Source organism: Sphingopyxis sp. JAI128 (assembly GCF_014207235.1).
GTDB lineage: Bacteria > Pseudomonadota > Alphaproteobacteria > Sphingomonadales > Sphingomonadaceae > Sphingopyxis.
In genome coordinates this window covers 14,703-34,821 of the sequence record NZ_JACHDA010000006.1, presented here as the reverse complement: position 1 = coordinate 34,821, position 20,119 = coordinate 14,703, and the positions used below count along the sequence as shown (strand labels likewise).

The window sequence follows — 20,119 nt, the reverse complement described above, 5'->3', positions numbered from 1 at the left end:
CGATTCCCGTCTAGGACAGCGTGAAATACCTCGCGTCCTTCCATTTCTTTTTCCGATGGATGGACAGGTAGTCCTGATTGGACAATCGCCGAGCGGGAATGGGACAAAGTCGACAACGCCCGTGGCCACGAAGCCGCGCGGACAGAACAAGAACTGGGATGGAGGGCCAAATGAGAGGATGTCGGACTTTTTCGGTGGCGCTCCTGAGCGCCACGGCGCTGGTTTCGGCGCCGACATGGGCACAAGACAGCAGCGCGGCGGCACCCGTTGCCGACGAAAGCTCGCAAGGGATCGACGATATCGTCGTCACCGCGCAGCGCCGCTCGGAATCGCTGATGTCGGTTCCGGTCGCGGTGTCGGCGATCACGACCGAAGACCTGTCGCGGCAGGGTATCACGTCGAGCTTCGATCTCAGCGGCTCGGTTCCGTCCCTGCAGGTGACGAGCGCGTTCGGCGAAGCGCAGCCCAATTTCACGATGCGCGGCATTGGCGTCGGCAATGAATATGGCGCCAATCAGGTGTCGCCGGTCGGCGTCTATACCGACGACAATTATCTGAGCGCGCGCACGATGCACGGCCTGCAACTCTATGACCTTGAACGCGTCGAGGCGCTACGCGGGCCGCAGGGCACGCTCTATGGTCGCAACACGACCGGCGGCGCGATCAACTTCATTTCGAACAAGCCGACGCTCGGCCCGGGCACGCGCGGCTATGTCGAGGCAGGCTATGGCCGCTTTAGCGAAGTCCGCGGCCAAGCCGCGCTCGAAGGAACGCTTATCGACGATGTTCTCGGCTTTCGCGCCGCGGTGAACTATGTCGAGGCCGACGGCTATGTGAAGAATATCTTCCCCGGCCAGCCCGACGCGAATTCGAAGGATTCAATCGCGGGCCGCCTGATCATCCGCGCCAAGCCCACCGAACGGCTCGACATGATGCTGAAGTTCACCGGCAGTAAGGGCAAGCCGACGCAGGCCGCAGCCTTTCACCGCAATGACGGCACCGGCACATCGGCCTATTTCCGCTCGAACGACAATCTGAGCTTCTATGAGACGAACCAGCCCGACCTTGGCTTCAACGATGTCAAGAATGCCGGCGTCCAGTTCAACATCAACTACGAGCTGACCGACAGCCTGTCGCTGCAAACGCTGAGCGCCTATGACTGGTCGAAGCAGGCGCTGTCGCAGGAAGGGTCGGGTACCCCCGTTGTCGGCTTCCTGCAGACCAATTATGGCGACGTGTACAAGCAGTTCAACCAGGAAGTGAAACTGGCCTACAGCGGCGACAGCACCAATGTGCAGGCCGGCGTCTATTATGGCCGCGACAGCATCGACAATGTCGATAAATATCGCCTCGTAAGCACGCTCTATTTCTATCAGCATTACCGGCAGGTACGAAAGAGCTACGCCGCCTTTGCCCAGATCGACCAGGATCTCGGCGAGAATTTCGGGTTCACGGTGGGACTGCGTTATACCAAGGACAGCAACCGGCATTATGATGCCTATTCCTTCCTGACCGCTTTTGCCGATCCGGCAACCTCGCCGCCGTTCAGCACCTATGATTTCGATCCCACCGATCCGGCCGCGGCGGCGATCACCTTTACCCATGGCACCATCTCGCCCGCCGGGGTGATCACCCCCGAAGCGGAAAAGCGCCGCAAGAGCAGCAGAGTGACCGGCAAGGTCGGCATCGACTATACGTTCGACAGCGGATCGATGCTTTATGCCAACTTCAGTCGCGGCTATCGCGCCGGATCGTTCGCCAGCCAATTTTATGCCGGCAACCCGATCGATTTCGTGCCGCCAGAAAAGGTCGATGCTTATGAAATCGGGGCAAAGACACGGCTGTTCGACGGGCTGGCAACGCTGACGACCGCGGCGTTCCTGACCAAATACAAGAACCAGCAGCTCAACGAGGTTATCGGCACGACGGGCTTTATCCGGTCGGCGCCGGGATCGACGATCAAGGGTGTCGAGGCCGAGCTGAATATCCGCCCGGTGTCGTCGCTGACCGCCAATCTGTCGGTCACCTATCTCGACGCAACCTACGACACGCTGACGCTGTCGGGGACCAATCTCGACGGCAACAACCTGCCCAATGCGCCGAAATGGACGATCAATGCCGGTGCCGACTGGACGATCGGCTCGCTCGGGTCGGGCGAAATCGTGTTCTCGCCCAACCTGGTTTACACCACCAAGCAGTTCTTCTCGCCGTTCAACAACAAAGGCGGCAACCAGTTCCTCAATTCGCCCGGCCATGTGTTGGCCGATGCGACGCTCGGCTGGGAAGGTGAACAGCTGTCGGTGCGGCTGTGGGCGACCAACATCTTCAACAAGAAATATTTCATGTACGGGCTGAACCTGCGCGACGCCTTTGGCTACGACTATCTGCTGCACGCGCCGCCGCGGATGTATGGCGTCACCGCGCGGTACAAATTTTAGGAAAAGGGGGCGTGGCCGGTGGAGCGACAGCTCCGCCGGCTGCCGATTCCCGATCTTGACAAGACACCATGACAAATAGTGAGAGCACCGACAATGATACCACCGGCGGCTGTCTGTGCGGCCAGGTGCGGTATAGTTTTGGCGGTCCGCCCCTCCTGACCGCGATCTGCCACTGCCGCCATTGCCAGCGCCAGTCGGGTAGCGCCTTTTCGATCGTCGCGGCGGTACCGGCCGCCGATTTCTACCTCCACGGCGAAACCCGCACCTTCGACGATATCAGCGACAATGGACGACCCGTCGCCCGGGTCTTCTGCCCTGAATGCGGCTCGCCGATCCTCTCGCGCATCGAACCGATGCCCGACATGCTGCTGATCAAGGCGGGGACACTCGACGACGCCAGCATTCTGCAACCCACGATCGAGGTTTTTTGCGATCTGGCGTTTCCCTTCATGCCGCCGCTCGCGGGGACCGAGCGCCACGGCCGGTCGAACATCTGAGGACGGACGATGCGTGAATTTTTGAACCTCGACGGCAAGGTGGCCGTCATTACCGGCGCCGCGTCGGGGATCGGGCGCCAGACGGCGACGCTGTTTCACGCCCTCGGCGCGCGATTGCTGCTGACCGACATCGATGCCGCGCGACTGACCGGCTTTGCCGCCAAACTGGGCGGCGATGTGCTGACCGCCACGCATGACGTGACATCCGAAGATGGCTGGCACGCGGCATTTGGCCAGGTGGACGCGGTGTTCGGCCAGCTCGACATCCTCGTCAACAACGCCGGCATCATGATGTCGAAACCCTTTGTCGACGCCGGCATCGATGTGTTGCGACGGCAGATGGCGATCAATGTCGAAGGGGTGTATCTGGGCATGCACGGCGCGCTGCCGCTGCTCCGCGCGGCGATCGCGCGAGGCGCCGCGACGGCGGCGATCGTCAATATCTCGTCGGTTTACGGCAAGGTTGGCGGGGCGCAATTTGCCGCCTATAGCGCCACCAAGGGCGCGGTGCGGGCGCTGAGCAAGGCCGTCGCGATCGAGCTGGCGGGGAGCGGGATTCGCGTCAATGCGGTGCTGCCAGGGCCGGTCGCGACCAATTTGGGCGCGACGTGGGAAGCGCCAACCGACGCGGCAGGCAACCCCCTCACCCCCGAAGCTGCGCTCGCCGCATGGACCAGCCTGATCCCGATGGGGCGGCTGGGCGATGCGAACGACATTGCGCCGCTGATCGCCTTTCTCGCGAGCGACGCCGCCGCGTTTATCACCGGATCCGAATTCATCGCAGACGGCGGCTATACCGCTGCCTGACAGGAGTTGCATATGGACGTCAAAGCCGCGGTCGTATCGGCGCCGGGCGCCGATTTTGTCATCGACAGCCTGACGATTGACGAACCGCAGGCAAACGAGGTGCTGGTCGAGATTGCAGGGGTCGGTCTCTGCCACACCGACCTCGTATTTCGCGACGGATTTGCGCCAGTGCCGTTACCGATGGTGCTTGGCCATGAAGGCGCCGGGATCGTCCGTGCGATCGGGTCGGAGGTCAGCGATGTCGCACCCGGCGACGCGGTGATCATCGGGTTCAGCAGCTGCGGTCATTGCGCGCGCTGCGACGAAGATCTGCCCTCCTATTGCCGGTCGTTCCCGCAACTGAACTATGCGGGCGCGCGGACCGACGGCACCACCGCGCTGGCCAAGGACGGGCAATCGATTGCGTCGCATTTCTTCGGCCAATCCTCCTTTGCCAGCTTCGCGATCGCGCCCACGCGCAATATTGTCAAAATCAATCCGGCCGGGCTCGACCTGGCCACCCTCGGCCCGCTGGCGTGCGGGTTGCAGACTGGCGCGGGCGCGGTGATGCGCTCGCTCGATTGCGGGGCGGGCAGCACGCTGGCAATGTTCGGCGCCGGACCGGTCGGTCTGGCCGCAGTGATGGCGGCCAAAATCCGAGAATGCGCGCGGATCATTGTTGTCGAACCGATGGCGCAGCGGCGCGCGCTGGCGATCGATCTCGGTGCCACCGACGTAATCGATCCGGCGGCCGGCGACGTCGCCGAAGCGATCCGCACGATCGAAACCGACGGGATCGATTTCGGGCTGGAAACTAGCGGCCGCGAGACGGCGATCGCCGCGGGGCTGGCGGCACTTGGCAGTCGCGGGATGCTCGGGCTGGTCGGGGTGCCGCCGCGCGCCGATGACGCACTGTCGATCAACATCGCCGCCATGATCACCTTTGGCCACCGCGTGATCGGGATCATCGAGGGGGACAGCGATCAGCAAGGGTTTATCCCGGAACTGCTCACGCTGCACCGCGCCGGGCGCTTTCCGTTCGACCGGCTGATCACCACCTTTCCGCTTGAAGCAATCAACGACGCAATTGCGGCGCAGCATCGCGGCGAATGTGTGAAGGCGGTCCTGATCCCCTGAATTCAGGGCATCGCGCGTTCGAGTTCGGCAAGGTCGAAATAATCGCGCCAGGCGGCGATGCGGCCATTGGTGTCGATCTCGAACACCCCCGCCGCACGCACCGCGGTCCAGTCCTTCCCTGCGAAACGGAAACGATCGTCGCGTTCGGTGAACACCGTGGTGCCATTCGCCGCGATGGCAAGAATCCGCCAGTCGATCTCCTCCGCCGCCAGGAAAGGCGCGAGCATCGCCATCGTCGCCCCGCGGCCGTGCGCGGGTTCGAGCGGGATGCCGGCACAGACAATATCTTCGGCCAGAAGCTCGGCAATCGACGCCGCATTGCGCCGGTTGAATGCGGCAATCAGCGCCTCGACGATCGCGACGGGGTCGCGCTTCACCCGAGCGGCACCTGCGTCGGCTGGCCGCTGCCGGCGCTGACCCCGCCGTCGGCAACGACAATCGACCCGAACATAAAGCTCGCCTCGTCGGAGGCGAGGAAGGACGTCAGGTTCGCAATCTCCTCGGGTCTTCCCGGACGCTGCGCGGGGATGTCCTTGATCCAGCGATCGAGCAGGTCGGGCAGCGCCTTGAACGCATCGGTAGCGGGGGTCTCGATAAAGCCGGGGCAGATTGCATTGATGCGGATGCCCTCGCGCGCGTGATACACCGCCATCGCGCGGGTCAACTGGATCACCGCGCCTTTCTGTGCCGAATAGGACGGATAGGCCCCCTCGCCGCCGAGCCCTGAGATCGAGGCGATGTTAATGATCGTTCCCCTGGTTTTGCGAAGATGCGGGATCGCGGCGCGCGATGCGAAGAAGACTGAATCGTAATTGACCGCATTGCTCCGCCGCCAATCCTCGGTGCTATGTTCGTGGATCAGCGCGACCGCCGCCACGGCCGCATTGTTGACTAGTATGTCGAGCCCGCCAAATGTCGTGACGGCTTTCGCGATCAGCGCCTCGACATCGGCTTCCTCGCCCACATCCGTCGCCAGAAAATGGGCATTGTCGTTCGCCAGCCGCCGCAGCGCCTCATCACCGCGTTGCTGCTTGCGCCCGCAAAACAGGACTTGTGCGCCATCGTCGAGCAGACGCTTGACGATGGCAAAGCCGATACCATCGGTGCCGCCGGTAACGATCGCAGCCTTGCCATCGAACTTCGCCATCGCTTCAGTCCTTATCCCAGCGGGTGATGTCCATCGCGCTTTCGATGCCGAGCGGGCGGTACGCGCCGAGGATCGCCTGTTCGAACGTCCCGATGGTTTCCTCGACAGTACCGTCCGGCTCGGTCATCTTCACACGCGACAGGCGCTGGACGTGCAGGTTTTCCAGCTTCATCGGATCAAGGTCGGCGACCGCGAAATCCTCACGCTCGACGCGCAGGCCGCCATGGTAATTGCCGTGGAACCATTCGGAATGAAAATAGCCGATCCCTTTCATCTGCATCCGGTGGAAAGGCTCGAACTCCAGCCGGTAAGGGCCGGTCCCATAATCGACGGTCAACACCCCGCTCTTGGGCCACAGCGTGCCGGGTTCGAGCACCGTTTCCATCTCGGCATTTTCGGTTTCGAGGAAGGATTCGGGGCCAGTGCCGTCGAGGCAGAGCACCGATCGTTTGTTCCATACATGCCCGCTCGGTTCGGCGGCGATGTGAAAAAAGAAGCTCTTGTTCTTGAAATTGAGCGGAGTCCATTGCCAGAAATAGCCCTGTTCACCCGCCAGTGGGTTGGGCTGCGGATCGGACATGCCGATGGGGCGGGTGCCCCACGAGCGGTCACGGGTGCCGGTGCAGAGCGAGCTGAGGTCGATGCGCTTGCCGTCGATGCTGATCCACCCTGTCCAATGGCCGTTCTGGGTCAGGCGCGTGTAATCGAGGAAGCCCCGCGTGCCGACGCGGCGCATGAAGCGCGGCTCCTCGATCGGAAAGGCGCGGCCGGTGATCGTGATGTCGGCGGCGATGCCGTCATGTTCGTCGACGACGATCCGGAGCTTTTGCAGCGGCTCGGTGACCTCGATCCGGATCGGGCCGACCGACGTGTCCATACGGTCGGTCAGCACCCGGCTGCCGCGCAGGCAATGCTGCACCCCGTCGACCTGGATCGAGATGCCGCAATCGATGATGTTGAGGTGCGGATAGATGCCCATTCCGGCCAGAAAGAACAGCGACCCGTCGGGCTCGTAGCCGTTGAACCAGTAGCGGTCATAGAAATTGCGGTCGGTGCCCGAATAGGCAATCGGTTCGGGGGTCTGGTGGATCGGGAAATCATCGGCGGCGGTCAGCATGTCAGTCTCCAGATGCGGGAGGGGAGGATTCAGAAATTGGCGGAGGCGATGCGGCGCCGCTCGACCGATTGCGCGAGTTCGCGCCAGATATCGTCGTCGAGGGCGCTGGCATCGCCGTCGTTTCGGGTTTCGAGCGCGGTTTGCAGATCGATCAGCGCGCTGCGCAGCAGGTCGTTTTCGGCTTGGAGCACCGAGACGCGGAGGTCGGGTTTGGCGGGCGCATCGGGCGCAGCGACGCCATCGACGAGCGCCGCGTCGCGCTGCAATAGCGCACGCACCGCCTCATTCTCTTCGAAAAGACGCGCCGCCGCACGGTCGAATTCCTCGGCGATCATGTCGATCATCGCCGATCCCATCGCGACATTATTGGCGCGAAAGCCGGTGAGTTCGGGGACAATCTCGCTACGCAGGCGTGCCGCGAAATCACTTGCGGCGGCGGGGATCGACGGTTTCATAAATGCCCCATCAGTTCGAGGATCGCACGGTCCTGGGCGTTGCGCAGCCACCAGGCGGCATAGGCGTGGATCACCTCGCGCTCGCCCGACGTCGTGGTCCAGGCGTGGGCGCAGCTGTTCCAGATGCCCTGCCCCTTCACGCAGTTAAGCAATTCCCACCAATGGAGCGCCTCTGGATCGGCGGTCAGGCCGCTCGCAGCTTCCCAGATGCGGATCGCGTCGGCGCGCGGCGCAATGCCGCTGCGCCGGTCGTCCTTGCCGAAGGAAAAGACGCGTGCGAGGCTCCACGCCAGATCCTCCAGCGGGTCGCCGCGATGCGCCATTTCCCAGTCGAGGACCGCGATCAGATTGCCATCGTCGTCGTAGAGGAAGTTCCCGGCGCGAAAATCGCCATGCACCATGGCCAGCTTTTGCGCCGGCGGTGGCGGGTTGCGGCGCAGCCAGCGGATCGCGGCACGGGTGATCGGTTCGGGGCCGACGTCATTCTTGTCGAGCGTCGCTTCCCAGAAATCGAGTTCCTGCATCGCGGTGGTTTCGGGGGTGGCGGGGACCATGAAATCGAGATCGAGGTCTTCGACCGGCACCGCGGCAAGTCGGCCCATCGTCCCCCACATCTGCTCCGCGATATGCGGCAGCTTGTCGCGCCAAGCGGGCTCCTGCAGCTGATATTCGCTGTTGTGAAACCCGCGCAGGTCCTCCGCGATCGAGATCGCGCCGCCCATCGGACCAGGATCTTCCTCGAGCAGGATCATCCGCGGCACCGCGATGCCGTGCCCGTGGATCGCGCGGTACGAACTATATTCATGGTTACGGTCGCTATCGACGTTGCTGACCGGCGGATCGCGGCGCAGGATCAGCTTGTCGCTGTGCGCCCCGTTCATGTCTTCATAGGACAGGTCGAACCGGTAGGTTTCGCGCGATGCGCCGAGCGGCAAGCGGTGCAACCCGTCGATCCGGATATTGCGCCAGTCGGGGAACCGCGCGGCCAGATAAGCGGCCATATCCTCTGCGGTCAGGGCTTTCATGTCGGTTTCACCATCAGTTTAATGTCGGACCCGCCGCCTGACAGCGCGGCAAAAGCGCGATCGACATCGGCGAGACCGACCGATCCCGTCACCATCGGCGCAAGGCTGTCGGGATTGGCGACTATCATCGCGAACGCAGCGGCGAAGTCGGCGGGCGAATATGCGAAAACGAAACGCAACTGCAGCGCCTTTTGCAGGAAGAACGCCGGTTCGATCGCGTCGCTTTCCATACAGGTGCCGACGACGGTGATCGTCGCGCCGATCGGCGCCGCCGCCCCGATCGCCATCAGCATCCCGGGCTTACCCACGCAGTCGAACAGAATCGCGCGCTCGCGTTTCTTCAGTTCAGGCGCCTGCGCCATCGCGTCGGACAGTCCGAGCGGCAGCCCAAGGCCATCAAACCAGCCTTCGATACCCGCATCGCCCGGCGCGACGACATTATCGGCGCCCATCCGCGCCGCCATATCGCGCCGCGCCGCATTGGGTTCGACCGCGAGAATCGGACCATAGCCCAAGGCCTTCAACCGCGTGATGACGAACAGTCCGACCGGGCCGCAGCCGAAAACAGCAAAAGCGCAATTTTCATCGGCGCCGCTCTCTACCACCGCATGCACCGCAACCGATAACGGCTCGGTGAGCGCCGCGATGTCGGTTTCGACATGGTCGGGCACCGCAAATGCCGCATCGGCCTGGAGCAGCATCTGTTCAGCGAACGCGCCGTTGAAGCGGTTCGAATAGCCGATCAGTTCGATGCCGTCGGGTCCGGCGATGAACGGCTGCGCGACGACGCGCTGGCCGCGCTCAAAACCGCCCGCGCTTTCCAGCACTTCGCAGCAGAACTCATGCCCCATGACGACCGGCTTTGCCGGGTCCATGAAACCGCGAAAACCGGCCCGGTGGAGCAGATCGCACAGATGGTCGCTGTGATCGCGGGCGTGGAGGTCGCTGCCGCAGACCCCGCACACCAGTGGCCGGGTCAGCATCTGGCCCGGACCCGGCACAGGCTCGGCGACGTCGGCCAGAGCCAGTACGCCGCGGTCGAGGAGCATCGCCTTCATCACCATCCATTCCCTGTCGTCCCACCGGCGGCAGAGCGCGGCGGATCATGCTTCATGGGGTAAAAGGCGGCAGCGCGCGCGGCCAGTGACGGAAACCCGCTATCGCGCTCAATGTCCGCCGAAAATCTTCGCGGTCATCGCGGCGCGATTGTGGACGTTGAGCTTGCGATAAATGCGCCGCAGATGGTTTTCGACAGTGAATTCGGAGATGCCGGCGATATAGGCGACTTGCTTGTTCTGTTTGCCCGCGCCGATGAGCTGCGCAATCTGCAACTCGCGCGACGACAGCTTGTCGGCGGCGTTCCACGACCCCGCGTCCGTGTCGTCAAGCGCGGCGTGCAGCATACCGCGCCCGCCCGCACCAGAGACCGTTTCTTCGAACAGTTGGCTCACCACCATCTGCGCGATCGCGGCGGACTCCCTTTCGAGAAGGCCGTGCGCGACATCGGATGTGCGATGACCCTTGGGTACGCAATGCGCGCCGATAACCAAATAGAATTGGGGCAGGATTTGCTGCACCCATGCACCCACCACGTCGACCGAATGGCAATTGATGAACTGTCGATATTCCTTTGCTCGGCCAGCTTGACGATCAAGCGCCGCGTCGCCCCACCGAACCAGCCGTCCGCAGCGATCGTTGCGATCCACAATCCGGGTGAACGGATCCTCTTCGAAAACGCGCCCATCCCGGTAGGCGGCCTGGGCATCTTCCGAGACGCCATGATGAAACAGATAGGTCAGTCGCTGCGCGGTTTCAGCCTGTTCCGAAAAGAAAATCGACAATGTGTCCAGTCCGCACGCCGCGATCATCTGCTCGGATCGAGAAGCTATATCTTTCGAAACCAGCATCGCCTCATCCTTTCCCATTTTGCGCGCAGCTTTGCTGCGTCACGATGTCGCGCCTGCATTTTGAACGATTTCGTCCTACCATAGTCGTGCCACGAGTCTAACGGAATCGAAGCGAACCGAACGGGTTTCAGACGTGCGCAACGCTGATGGAGAGGGCGATTGAACCGCCATCTCCATCGGTAGCGCAGGATAGACCGGCCGCCCTCCGCCCGGCGCGGTTCAGAAGCGATAGCCCAACGTGACGCCATAAGTCGCTGGCTTCGCGGCATAGCGAACGACGGTGTCCTGGCCGGCGACGACGTTCGTCCAATAATATTGGTTGGTGACGTTCTTGCCCCACAAAGTGGCCTTCCAGGGGCCGTCAGGAGCCTCGATTCCTACCTGCAGATCGAGCAGCGCATAATCATCAATTTTGTAGAGCGGCGTTTCGCCGACGATCGCGTTGGTGGCGCTGCGATAGGTCAATTGAACGCCGCCGAACAGGTTTAGCCCGTCGCTAACGGGGATGTCGGCGCGCATGTTCGTCGCTGCTTGCCATTTTGGCGTGAAGGGTACCCGTGTACCCGCGAAGTCGGCTTGCACGCCACCAGCATTCACGCCTGTGTAACGATCGATCTCTGAGTCCACATAGGTCAGCGCCGCGCCGAAGCTGAGGCCTTGTGTCGGACGCGCCTGCAACTCAAGCTCGAAGCCCTGAAGATGCGATTTGGGAATGTTGATGATCGCGTCGAGGATGCCGAAGGTCGCGTCGATCAGCTTCGAGCGCAGCTGTTTGTTGCGATAGTCCATGTAGAAAACTGCGCCGTTGAGCGACACACGGCGGTCGGCAAACTGCGCCTTGAAGCCGCCTTCATAGTTCAGGATCGATTCCTGCACAGCGGGATTGAACTGCGCGGTTGAAGAAGCGTTGATGTTTCCGAACGTCCCCGCCTTATAACCCTTGGATACATTGGCGTAGAAAAGCAGATCGGTCGACGGCTTGAAATCGACACCGGCACGCCACGAGATATTGTCCTCGTTGAGCTCGCTGTTGAATTCCGGTCCGTTGAAGAAATTCTCATCAAGCACGAAACAGTCTGTCGGGCCGAGTGCCGGACGGTTCGGATCCCCCGACAGGAGCCGCGAGAAGAAGGTGAACAATCCTGATGTCAGCCCGTCGCCGCCATCGCGGTTGCAGATGGTCGCGCTACGCCGTGCATCGGTATAACGGATGCCGCCCTTTACCGTTAATTTGTCCGACAGGTCGAACTCGACATTGCCGAAGGCGGCAAGATTGCGCATCTTCTGATCACTGTAATTTTCGCTGGTCGTGATGCCAAAGTTATAGAACGCCGACGAGTCGCCGTAGAGAAGGTTTTCGATATAATAGACCTTGTCCCGGCTGTAATTTCCGCCGACGATGAATCGGACACGACTTGCCGCATCGTTCGAAATCCGCAGTTCCTGCGACAGGCTGCGGATACGGCCGGCAAAACTGCGCAGATCGATATCCTGCAGATTCATCCCGTCCTGGTCGAGCGCACCCCGCTGATTGAACCGGCTGTAGGCGGAAATTGAGGTTAGGGTCAGACCGCCGCCTAGCTCGATGTCACCGCGCAGCGAGGCCTGCGCGAACTTGCGATTGATAAACATGCCGTTGTCGGTCGACCAGTCGGCGGCGCGCGAGGTCAGCGGCGAGCGCGGATAATCGCGGACGATCTGCGTATTCGAAACGGCCTGTTCGTTGAAAGCGAGATACTGAACCGCGATCGGATCACTCTTGTCCTGCCAGCCATTGATGTTCAGCTGAAAATTAAGCGCGTCACTGGGTTCCCAGTCGAGCAGGAAACGCCCCGCCAGCTCGCGCACCCGACCATTCTCGTCGTCGCGCGTATAGCTTTTCTGCCAAGGCCCGCTGTGCGCTCCGCGAACGGCAAGGCGCGCACGCAAGGTGTCGCTCAACGGCCCGCTAATAAAGGCATTACCGATGAAATGGTTGAAGCGGCCATAGCTGGCATCGACGCCAGCTTCGAAATCTGACGACGGCTTTGCTGCGATATAGTTGATTGCGCCTCCGGTCGAATTCTGACCAAACAAGGTGCCCTGGGGCCCTTTCAACACCTCGATCCGTTCGAGATCGAAGGCGGTGAGCGTGGTCAGCACGGGAAAGGGCAGCGGGACCTGATCGAGATAGACGCTGGCGGTCGGATAAGAGCCGAGCGAGGTGTCGTAGAAACCGACACCGCGCAGCGTAAACACGGGCGTGTTGTTCGCGCTGTTCGTATAGCTGAGCCCCGGTACCGCTTGCGCGATGTCGGCAGCAGATGTGATCTGGCGCTCGCGCAAATCCTGTTCGCCGACTGCCTTGATCGTCAGACCGACGCGGTTGATCGATTCCTCGCGCTTATTCGCGGTGACGATGATTTCATTATCATCGTAGCCGCTTGCCGCCGGGGCTGCCGAAACGGCTTCCTGCGCGTGAACGGAGCTCGTCGCGGCCCCCATCGCAAGCATCGAACAGCTCATCGAAATCGCAATATGCTTGGAAACCATCGGCCCTCTCCTCCCACTGCGGCTCGCATTTTCGCAAGTCCACTTAACGGCGAGGCTGGACCTCGCCGGGCATCTTCATTTCATATTGACGGACATCCGTCAATATCGTTCGACGATTTCGTGTGATGACAGTGTAAGACGCTTTTCCGACAGATGATGGACGACCGGTCCGACTTGGGTTACACAGGTCGGAAGTTTGGGGCAGGAACCAAGATGGCGACAACAGCGAAAACGGCTCGGAAAAGCGTGCCTGCGGGCGATGTGACTGAGGGCAAAAATGCGGGTGACGGAGCGCTTGCCAGCGCGGCCGACCGGGTTTCGGAATCGATTCTGCAGGGGATAAGATCGGGATCCTTCGTTCCCGGGCAGCATCTTCTGGAGCCCGATCTGACCCGCAGACTCGGGATCAGCCGCGGGTCGCTGCGCGAGGCGCTCAAACATCTGGCTGCCGCCGGGATCGTCACCCTCAACCGTTTTCGCGGCGCCTATATCAGCACGCTCGACCGCAAGTCGGTGCTCGATCTGCTGGACACGCTTGAACCGCTGGCGCGCCTAGGCGCGCGCCTTGCGGCCGAAAATTGCGGCACCGATGCCCAGCGCAAGCGGATGCAAGTCGCCGCCGCCAACATCGATGCCGCGACCAAGGAGCGCAATCGCGGCCTCTACCTCGATCGGCGCCGGCAATTTTATGACGCGATGATCGACATTGGCGGCAATATGGAACTGGCGCGTGCGATGCCGCTCAGCCGCACCGACCTTTTCCGCGCCCAGGTCGAGACGATTCAGACAGAGCGCCAGCGTATGCTGCATGCATCGGGCTATGCCAAGATCACCAAGGCGATCGTCGAAAATGATCCGGTTGCGGCCGACAAAGCGGTCAAAAAGCACTTTGACGGAACGCGAAAAACGATCAACGAACTGCCGCCGCACGCCTTCCCAACCTTGGAAATCTAGGCTTTTTCATAGTTCAGACCCGAACGGACTCGAACTACGTGTGCTAAAATCACTGGACGAAATCGTCCGACACGTTTAGTCCTTCCGCAACGAGCTCGGTCGAATCGCGAGCCGCGGGAGAGGTCTGGCATGCTGTGCATCACAGCCGTTTATCCGAATGATCCGGGCAGCCGGTTCGACGCCGACTATTATCGTGTGTCGCACACCGAACGCGCCCAGGCCTTATTGGCGCCGCACGGGTTGCAGGCAATTCGCACCACGATCGGTACCGCGAGCCTAGATGGCTCACCCCCGCCCTATTGGGCGGTAAGCGAATTGCATTTTACCTCGCGCGCGGCTTTCGATGCCGCAATCGCGGCGAGCGGCGACGCACTGTTCGCCGATATTCCCAATTACACCGATGTCACCCCGATCCTGCAGGTCAGCAAACTGCCCGCAGCATAATCAATCCAGGAGAGCGCGAGAATGTCCGGTTTCAACCCCAATACTCCCTATGTCCGCAACGCGATGAGCGACATCGGGATGATCACAGCGCTCGACGAGGTGCTGAACCACCAGATCGTCGACACCTTCTCGACCGTCTCGACGTCGGAACAGAGCTGGACCGAAAAGATCTGGTCGGCGATCGTTCGCAAGGACGGCACGATGGGGATCGATTTCGGATTGGGCCGCTATCACAACCGCGGCGTGCTCGACGGCTGGGCCGCGGTGTCGCGCGGCAGCGAACAATGGACGGTGCGCGCCAACCGCGAATTGCGCGACGATCCGTCGATTACTCAGGTCGGTCCCCTCACCTATGAAATCATCGAGCCGCTGAAAAAGGTCCGCTACGCACTCGCCAAGAATGACGCGCAGCCGATCAGCTATGACATCGTCTTCACCGCCGAAATGCCGCCGTTCTTCGAGGACCGCCACAAACAGCGCGAGCGTGACGGCTTTCGCGTCGGGTCCGACGTCGTGCGTTACCACCAGATCGGGGTGCCGTCGGGCTGGGTCGAGATCGAGGGTGAGCGCTTCGAAATCAAGCCCGAGGAATGGACCGAATATCGCGATCATAGCTGGGGCACCCGGCTCGACGTCGGCGCGCATAATGCCGATGTCCGCCCCTCGTCCGATTTCGGCGACGTCAAGTTCGGCGAAGGCGAATTCGTGCTGATCTGGAGCCCGTTCATGCTCGAAAGCCCGAGCGGCGAACGCACCAGCTATCACTTCTATTACATGTCGAAACAGGGCCATATTTTCTACTCATCAGGCTATCGCAACCTGCCCGACGGAACGCAGGAAAAGGTGGCGCGCGTGCGGCCGGAAATGCGCTTCGACGACAAGACCCGCCGTTTGCTCGGCGGCACCGTTCACTTCGACATGCTGCAGGGCGGCACGCACAGCGTCGAGGTCGAAGTCGTTGGCACCTCGGGCGTTCACCTTGGCCCCGGGCTCTATCTTGGGTTCGACGGGCGCAAGCATGGCAGCTGGCATGGCCCGCTGACCATCGAGGGCGAATATTTCGCCGACACGATGGACGTCCCCACGCTCCAGCGCATCCGTCAGCTGCGCGACTGCCCGATCAAGGTGACCGAAGGCGACGCCGTCGGTTACGGCATTATGGAAACCATCATCCACGGCGCGCACCCCGAAATGGGTCTGACCGCCGCGAACTCGCTGGTCTGATCGGGTGGCGCGCGATACCGACCAGCTCGCCGCGGGGCTCCGCACCTATCTGCCGCGCGGCGCCGGGATCACCGGAGTGACCACGCTGTCGGCGGGACATTCGAATGAGACTTATTTGGTCAATGGGATCGGCGAAGTGCTACGCATGCCGCCGTCAGAGGAAGGGTTGCTGCCCCCCTATGACATGGCGCGCCAGCATGCGGTGCTGACCGCAGTAGCGGGTGCTGCGCCGGGCGTCCCGTTGCCGCCCGTGCTCGAACTTTGCACAGATCCCTCGGTGATCGGCGACGAGTTTTTCCTGATGGGTCAGGTCAAGGGCGACGCGTTCGAATATGCGGTACCTGACTGGCTCGCCGCCGATCCCGTCGCGGGCGCCGACAGCGTCTGCCGCCAATGGTTCGACGCGCTAATCGCGCTCCATAACATGCCGATCGGCGCGATGCCGCCGGGCGAGCGGACGGTGCGGCAAGAGGCGCAGCATTGGCTCGACGTCGCGCGCGGCGCCGAGTCGATGCCGGTACTGATCGACATCCTCGAGGATTTGGCGAAACGCCCGCCCGCGACCAGCGGCCCCGCGACGCCAGTGCACGGCGACCCCAAGCATGGCAATTGCCTGTGGCACGAGGGCAAGCTGACCGCGCTGCTCGACTGGGAAATGGCGCAGATTTCCGAACCGTTGCTCGACCTGGGCTATGTGCTGATGTTCCACGACCAGGGCGAAGCCTCGCTGGCCGATGCCGGGTTCGATCTCCCCGGCTGGTGGTCGCCCGAACGGATGATCGCCGAGTGGGAGCAGGGCACCGGGCGCAAGGCGGTCGATGTCGCGCGCTATGCGGTGCTGGGGCAGGCGAAGGTGTCGGCGATCATTTCGGTCGGCGCGTTTCTGTTCAACAGCGGCCGCATCAACGATCCACGGTTCGAGGCGTTTGCCGGGGTGCTGCCCGCCTATGTGACGTTGCTCGAAAAGCGAGCGATGGTGGCGGGTTAAGCGGGCTCTAACCGCACCAGCGGGGCGCCATATTCGACCATGTCGCCGTCGGCCGGAAGGACCGCAGCGATGCGGCCCGCGACATCGCTGATCACATCGGTCGCTTCGCCCAGCTTGTCGACCTGGCCAATCACCGCCCCCACCTGCACCTCGGTCCCCGGCGAAACGCGCGCCGAAAAAATGCCGAGATGCGGCGCGGTAACATCGCGCAGCGCCGCTACGGCGGCGGCCACCGCAGCGCCTGCCCGAGCCAGCATCGGATTGGGCCCGCCATCGGCCTTCGCCATGAACAGCGACCAGCTGCCCGACCGGACATGAAGGTCGCGCCAAGGTGACTGGACAAAACTGGCGAGCAACGCGCGGACGTCTCCGACGGTCGAACTCATGCGGCGTCTCCGATCATGGTCAGCAACACTGGCAGCACGGGTTCGGTGACGATCACCTTCGCCCCCGCGCCGCGCGCAATGCGGGCAATATCGTCGTTGGCGAGCGCATAACCGCGCACCACCGACGCGCCGCCGATAGCGGCGCCCAGCCCTTCGGCATCGCCCGCCGCCAGCGCGCGATCGACGTCGAAGCCTTCGCGGCCATCGGCAAAGTCGACCACCGCGACCGGGCTCGCGGCGCGTGCCCAGTCGATCAGCTGGCGCAGATGGGCATCGTCGCGCTCGCTGGGCGCCTCGGTCGCGAGCGCACCGGCATAGACAAGCCCCGCCGCGCCATCGACCGTCACAACTGTTCCCGACTGTGCCACCGCACCGTCACCCACGCCGACCACGCACGGCCGCCCGAGCGCACGGCTGACCACCGCCGCGTGTGAGGTTGAGCCCCCCTGTTCGGTGACCACCGCGCGCGCCGCGATCATACCATGGACGTCGTCGGGGCTGGTCGTCTTGCGCACTAGGATCACATCTTCACCCGCTGCGGCGCGGCGTTCGGCCTCGTCGGCGTCGGCAACAAGCACGCCAACCGCCGCGCCGGGGCAAGCCCCCTCACCCGCCGCGAGCACCGAGGCGCCGTCGGTCGCACCCTCATTGAGGCGCGGCAGCAGCAGCGTCCGCACTTGTTCGGCGCTCACGCGCGACAAGGCAGTGACGGGATCGATCCGCTCTTCGGCCACCATATCGACCGCAAAGCGCACCGCCGCCGCTGGCGCACGCTTGGCAGCGCGCGACTGGAGCAAATATAGCTGCCCCGACTGGACGGTGAATTCGATGTCCTGAACATCGCCATGTTCGCGTTCGAGCAGGTCGCTGGCGGCGAGCAGCGCGGCATGCGCGGCGGGCTCTGCCGCTTTCATCGCATCCAGCGGCAGCGGGGTGAATTTGCCCGACACCACATCCTCGCCCTGCGCGCGCGGCAGATATTCGCCATAGGGCAGATTTTCGCCGGTCAGCGGGTTACGGCTGAACAACACGCCGGTGCCGCTCTGGGCATCGAGATTGCCAAACACCATCGCCTGCACCGTCACCGCGGTGCCAAGGTCGTGCGGGATATTGTTATGCTCGCGGTAGCGCCGGGCGCGCCGCGTGTTCCAGCTTTCGAACACCGCGCGCACCGTAGCGAGCAGCTGGTCACGCACGTCGCCGGGCACCGGTCCGCCTCCGGCCTCGACGCTCGCGCGCCACGCGGCAGGCTCGGCATCAGGCTCCAGCTCTACCGGCGCCCTGAGCACGATCGACGCATAAAGCTCGAGGAAGCGGCGATGCGTATCGCGGGCAAAAGCGGGCAAGCCGGTTTCGGTAGCGAGCGCGGCCTCGCCGTCACCGTCGATGCCGAGGTTGAGCACCGTGTCCATCATCCCGGGCATCGAAATCGCCGCGCCCGAACGCACCGACAGCAACAGTCGTTTGTCGCCGGTGCCGAAGGTCCGTCCGCTTTCGCCCTCCAGCCATGCCAGCCCGGCGTCGATCTCTTCGACCAGCCCAGCAGGGAAATCGCCACTCTCAAGAAAGGCAAGGCACGCCTTGGTCCCGATCACGAACGCTGGCGGCACTGGCAGCCCCAGTCCGCGCATCCGCGCGATCGACCACGCCTTCCCGCCCGCAGCCTCCTTGGTCGGGAGTGCCGACCCGTCCAGCTGGATCGTCCAGCTGCTCATTCGTCGCGCTCCGTGCCCATGATACGAAGCAGTTCTTCGTGCAGTTCGAACCAGACGGTGTGATAGCTGTCGCGGCGAATATCGCTGACCCATTCGACGTCGCCATCCTCAGCGGCTTCCAATGCGGCGAGCAATTTGTCGCCGTAGATTTTCAGGCGTGGCAACCCTCTGGCCAGCCCGGCAAGGATCGGTTCGGCCTGTTCATGCAGCCCGCCGAGCCGATCGATGATCTTCGCATCATAATCCTTGTCGCGATGGTCGTTCGCGACCTTCTGCCCGCCGACGTCAAGCGTCTGCCAGTCGGTGATGATCTGCTTCAAGGTCCGGTTGATCCGCTCGAACCCGTCATAGGCCGACCGAAAGGCAGCGTCCTCGCGCAGATGCTGGAAATGCAGGCCATAGCGCGATTGCAGCGCCACCCCGGCAAGCGGGGTCAGCGCATAGGCGCCCTTGGCCTCGATCGCACGACCGCTCGCCACCGCCTCGGTCAGTAGCGCCGCAGCGCGCTCCTCGGACAATCCGACCAGTTCGCCGATCGCTTTGGCCGGCGCATGGCGCTTGATCGCCGCGCCGTGCAAGGCAAGGTCGCGGTCGTTCATGCGCTCTCTCCCGCTAGCAACCAGACGCGGCCGACGCGCTCGACACCTTCCTGATAATCCTCGGTCGTTTTCGCAGGCGCGCTCGCCTCGATTACCACCGTATCGCCCTCGCGGATCCCGCTGATCTTGGCGTTCATCAGACAGGGGATATTATATTCGCGGGTCAGGATGCCGAGGTGCGAGCGGACGGTGCCGCCGGCGCAGATCACCCCGGCGAATTGTTCGATGATCGGCGCGGTCAGCGTCCCGCCGCTGTCGTCGATCACCGCGATCGTCCCCGGCGGCACCCCGTCGGTCAGGTAGGACAGAACACGCTCGTTCGAGCGAATGTAGCGGGCGGTACCGCGCATGTCCTGCGCATGCTGGACGACATTGTCGCCGACCCCGCGCAGCGCCCTGCCCCGGTCGTCGGCGTCGCCCGTCGGCGCGTCGGGATGAACAAAGCCGGCGTCGGTCGCGGCGTCGTCGCCCGCCGATTTATAGGCCTCGGGCCGCTCGGCGACCGAGATGCTCGCCGACCAGTCAAAACGGTGGCCGCTCGCAAGCAGCCGCGCCTCGACTGCCGCGAAATCGGCGGTCGTCAGCAGGTCGTCGGCACCCGCCATCGTGAAATCGTTCCAGTCGCGGCCCGACTCGCGCAGGCGGTCCCGCACCAGCTCTTGCACGAGGCCGAGCGTCGCTTCGACCAGCGGCGATGCCGGAGGTTTTACATAGAGCGCGTCGTCGATAGGCAGCCTGGCCAACCCTCTTCCCCTAAATGTCGTTTTC

General features: G+C 63.0%; 20 protein-coding genes. 8 read left to right on the top strand and 12 right to left on the bottom strand.

The window, feature by feature from the left end:
• Positions 1–194 precede the first annotated feature (194 nt).
• The 4 genes from HDC35_RS14740 to HDC35_RS14725 all read left to right on the top strand — a co-directional run bounded on the left by HDC35_RS14740 (position 195) and on the right by HDC35_RS14725 (position 4,858).
• Positions 195–2,438, top strand: coding sequence for a TonB-dependent receptor (locus tag HDC35_RS14740; RefSeq protein ID WP_184648128.1), 2,244 nt, complete (start codon positions 195–197; stop codon positions 2,436–2,438).
• Positions 2,439–2,506: 68 nt separating this feature from the next.
• Positions 2,507–2,935, top strand: a complete 429-nt coding sequence (locus HDC35_RS14735) for a GFA family protein (RefSeq protein WP_184648126.1) — start codon at positions 2,507–2,509, stop codon at positions 2,933–2,935.
• A 9-nt stretch (positions 2,936–2,944) separates the two neighbouring features.
• Positions 2,945–3,742: an SDR family NAD(P)-dependent oxidoreductase gene (locus tag HDC35_RS14730; RefSeq protein WP_184648124.1), complete on the top strand. Its 798-nt coding sequence runs from the start codon at positions 2,945–2,947 to the stop codon at positions 3,740–3,742.
• Between the two features lie 12 nt (positions 3,743–3,754).
• Positions 3,755–4,858 (top strand): NAD(P)-dependent alcohol dehydrogenase, encoded by a 1,104-nt coding sequence (locus HDC35_RS14725; protein WP_184648122.1) that lies wholly within the window; start codon positions 3,755–3,757, stop codon positions 4,856–4,858.
• Between the two features lie 2 nt (positions 4,859–4,860).
• Here HDC35_RS14725 and HDC35_RS14720 read toward each other — a convergent pair whose 3' ends face one another.
• From HDC35_RS14720 to HDC35_RS14685, 8 genes are all read right to left on the bottom strand, one after another.
• Positions 4,861–5,235: a limonene-1,2-epoxide hydrolase family protein gene (locus HDC35_RS14720; protein ID WP_184648120.1), complete on the bottom strand. Its 375-nt coding sequence runs from the start codon at positions 5,233–5,235 to the stop codon at positions 4,861–4,863.
• Positions 5,232–6,005, bottom strand: coding sequence for an SDR family NAD(P)-dependent oxidoreductase (locus HDC35_RS14715; RefSeq protein ID WP_184648118.1), 774 nt, complete (start codon positions 6,003–6,005; stop codon positions 5,232–5,234). The genes HDC35_RS14720 and HDC35_RS14715 overlap by 4 nt, the downstream gene beginning before the upstream one ends.
• A gap of 4 nt (positions 6,006–6,009) precedes the next feature.
• The gene (locus tag HDC35_RS14710) at positions 6,010–7,122 is read right to left on the bottom strand and encodes a hypothetical protein (protein ID WP_184648116.1); all 1,113 of its coding nucleotides are present in this window, start codon (positions 7,120–7,122) and stop codon (positions 6,010–6,012) included.
• A gap of 29 nt (positions 7,123–7,151) precedes the next feature.
• On the bottom strand, positions 7,152–7,577 hold the full coding sequence (locus HDC35_RS14705) for a hypothetical protein (RefSeq protein ID WP_184648114.1): 426 nt from the start codon (positions 7,575–7,577) through the stop codon (positions 7,152–7,154).
• Positions 7,574–8,602, bottom strand: coding sequence for a phosphotransferase family protein (locus HDC35_RS14700; RefSeq protein WP_184648112.1), 1,029 nt, complete (start codon positions 8,600–8,602; stop codon positions 7,574–7,576). The genes HDC35_RS14705 and HDC35_RS14700 overlap by 4 nt, the downstream gene beginning before the upstream one ends.
• On the bottom strand, positions 8,599–9,660 hold the full coding sequence (locus tag HDC35_RS14695; RefSeq protein WP_184648110.1) for a zinc-binding dehydrogenase: 1,062 nt from the start codon (positions 9,658–9,660) through the stop codon (positions 8,599–8,601). The genes HDC35_RS14700 and HDC35_RS14695 overlap by 4 nt, the downstream gene beginning before the upstream one ends.
• A gap of 108 nt (positions 9,661–9,768) precedes the next feature.
• The gene (locus tag HDC35_RS14690; RefSeq protein WP_184648108.1) at positions 9,769–10,509 is read right to left on the bottom strand and encodes a helix-turn-helix transcriptional regulator; all 741 of its coding nucleotides are present in this window, start codon (positions 10,507–10,509) and stop codon (positions 9,769–9,771) included.
• A gap of 219 nt (positions 10,510–10,728) precedes the next feature.
• Positions 10,729–13,041: a TonB-dependent receptor gene (locus HDC35_RS14685; protein WP_260397772.1), complete on the bottom strand. Its 2,313-nt coding sequence runs from the start codon at positions 13,039–13,041 to the stop codon at positions 10,729–10,731.
• 261 nt (positions 13,042–13,302) lie between these two features.
• Between HDC35_RS14685 and HDC35_RS14680 the strand changes: the two genes are divergently transcribed.
• The 4 genes from HDC35_RS14680 (at position 13,303) to HDC35_RS14665 (ending at position 16,651) form a co-directional block, all read left to right on the top strand.
• Positions 13,303–13,995: a GntR family transcriptional regulator gene (locus HDC35_RS14680; RefSeq protein WP_184648106.1), complete on the top strand. Its 693-nt coding sequence runs from the start codon at positions 13,303–13,305 to the stop codon at positions 13,993–13,995.
• A 129-nt stretch (positions 13,996–14,124) separates the two neighbouring features.
• Positions 14,125–14,439 (top strand): EthD family reductase, encoded by a 315-nt coding sequence (locus HDC35_RS14675; RefSeq protein ID WP_184648104.1) that lies wholly within the window; start codon positions 14,125–14,127, stop codon positions 14,437–14,439.
• A 21-nt stretch (positions 14,440–14,460) separates the two neighbouring features.
• Positions 14,461–15,663 carry a hypothetical protein gene (locus tag HDC35_RS14670; protein ID WP_221438273.1) on the top strand — a complete coding sequence of 401 codons (1,203 nt, stop codon included), beginning with the start codon at positions 14,461–14,463 and terminating at the stop codon, positions 15,661–15,663.
• 4 nt (positions 15,664–15,667) lie between these two features.
• Positions 15,668–16,651 (top strand): phosphotransferase family protein, encoded by a 984-nt coding sequence (locus HDC35_RS14665; RefSeq protein WP_184648102.1) that lies wholly within the window; start codon positions 15,668–15,670, stop codon positions 16,649–16,651.
• On the opposite strand, the gene HDC35_RS14660 is transcribed toward HDC35_RS14665, so the two are convergent.
• The 4 genes from HDC35_RS14660 to HDC35_RS14645 are packed head-to-tail and all read right to left on the bottom strand — an operon-like array spanning position 16,648 to position 20,094.
• On the bottom strand, positions 16,648–17,037 hold the full coding sequence (locus HDC35_RS14660) for an acetyl-CoA carboxylase biotin carboxyl carrier protein subunit (protein ID WP_184648100.1): 390 nt from the start codon (positions 17,035–17,037) through the stop codon (positions 16,648–16,650). The two genes, HDC35_RS14665 and HDC35_RS14660, sit on opposite strands and share 4 nt — an antisense overlap.
• Positions 17,034–18,752 carry a pyruvate, phosphate dikinase gene (locus HDC35_RS14655; protein WP_184648098.1) on the bottom strand — a complete coding sequence of 573 codons (1,719 nt, stop codon included), beginning with the start codon at positions 18,750–18,752 and terminating at the stop codon, positions 17,034–17,036. The genes HDC35_RS14660 and HDC35_RS14655 overlap by 4 nt, the downstream gene beginning before the upstream one ends.
• On the bottom strand, positions 18,749–19,351 hold the full coding sequence (locus HDC35_RS14650) for a hypothetical protein (protein ID WP_184648096.1): 603 nt from the start codon (positions 19,349–19,351) through the stop codon (positions 18,749–18,751). The genes HDC35_RS14655 and HDC35_RS14650 overlap by 4 nt, the downstream gene beginning before the upstream one ends.
• The gene (locus HDC35_RS14645; RefSeq protein WP_260397770.1) at positions 19,348–20,094 is read right to left on the bottom strand and encodes a PEP-utilizing enzyme; all 747 of its coding nucleotides are present in this window, start codon (positions 20,092–20,094) and stop codon (positions 19,348–19,350) included. Before HDC35_RS14645 ends, HDC35_RS14650 begins: the two co-directional genes overlap by 4 nt.
• Positions 20,095–20,119: the final 25 nt, after the last annotated feature.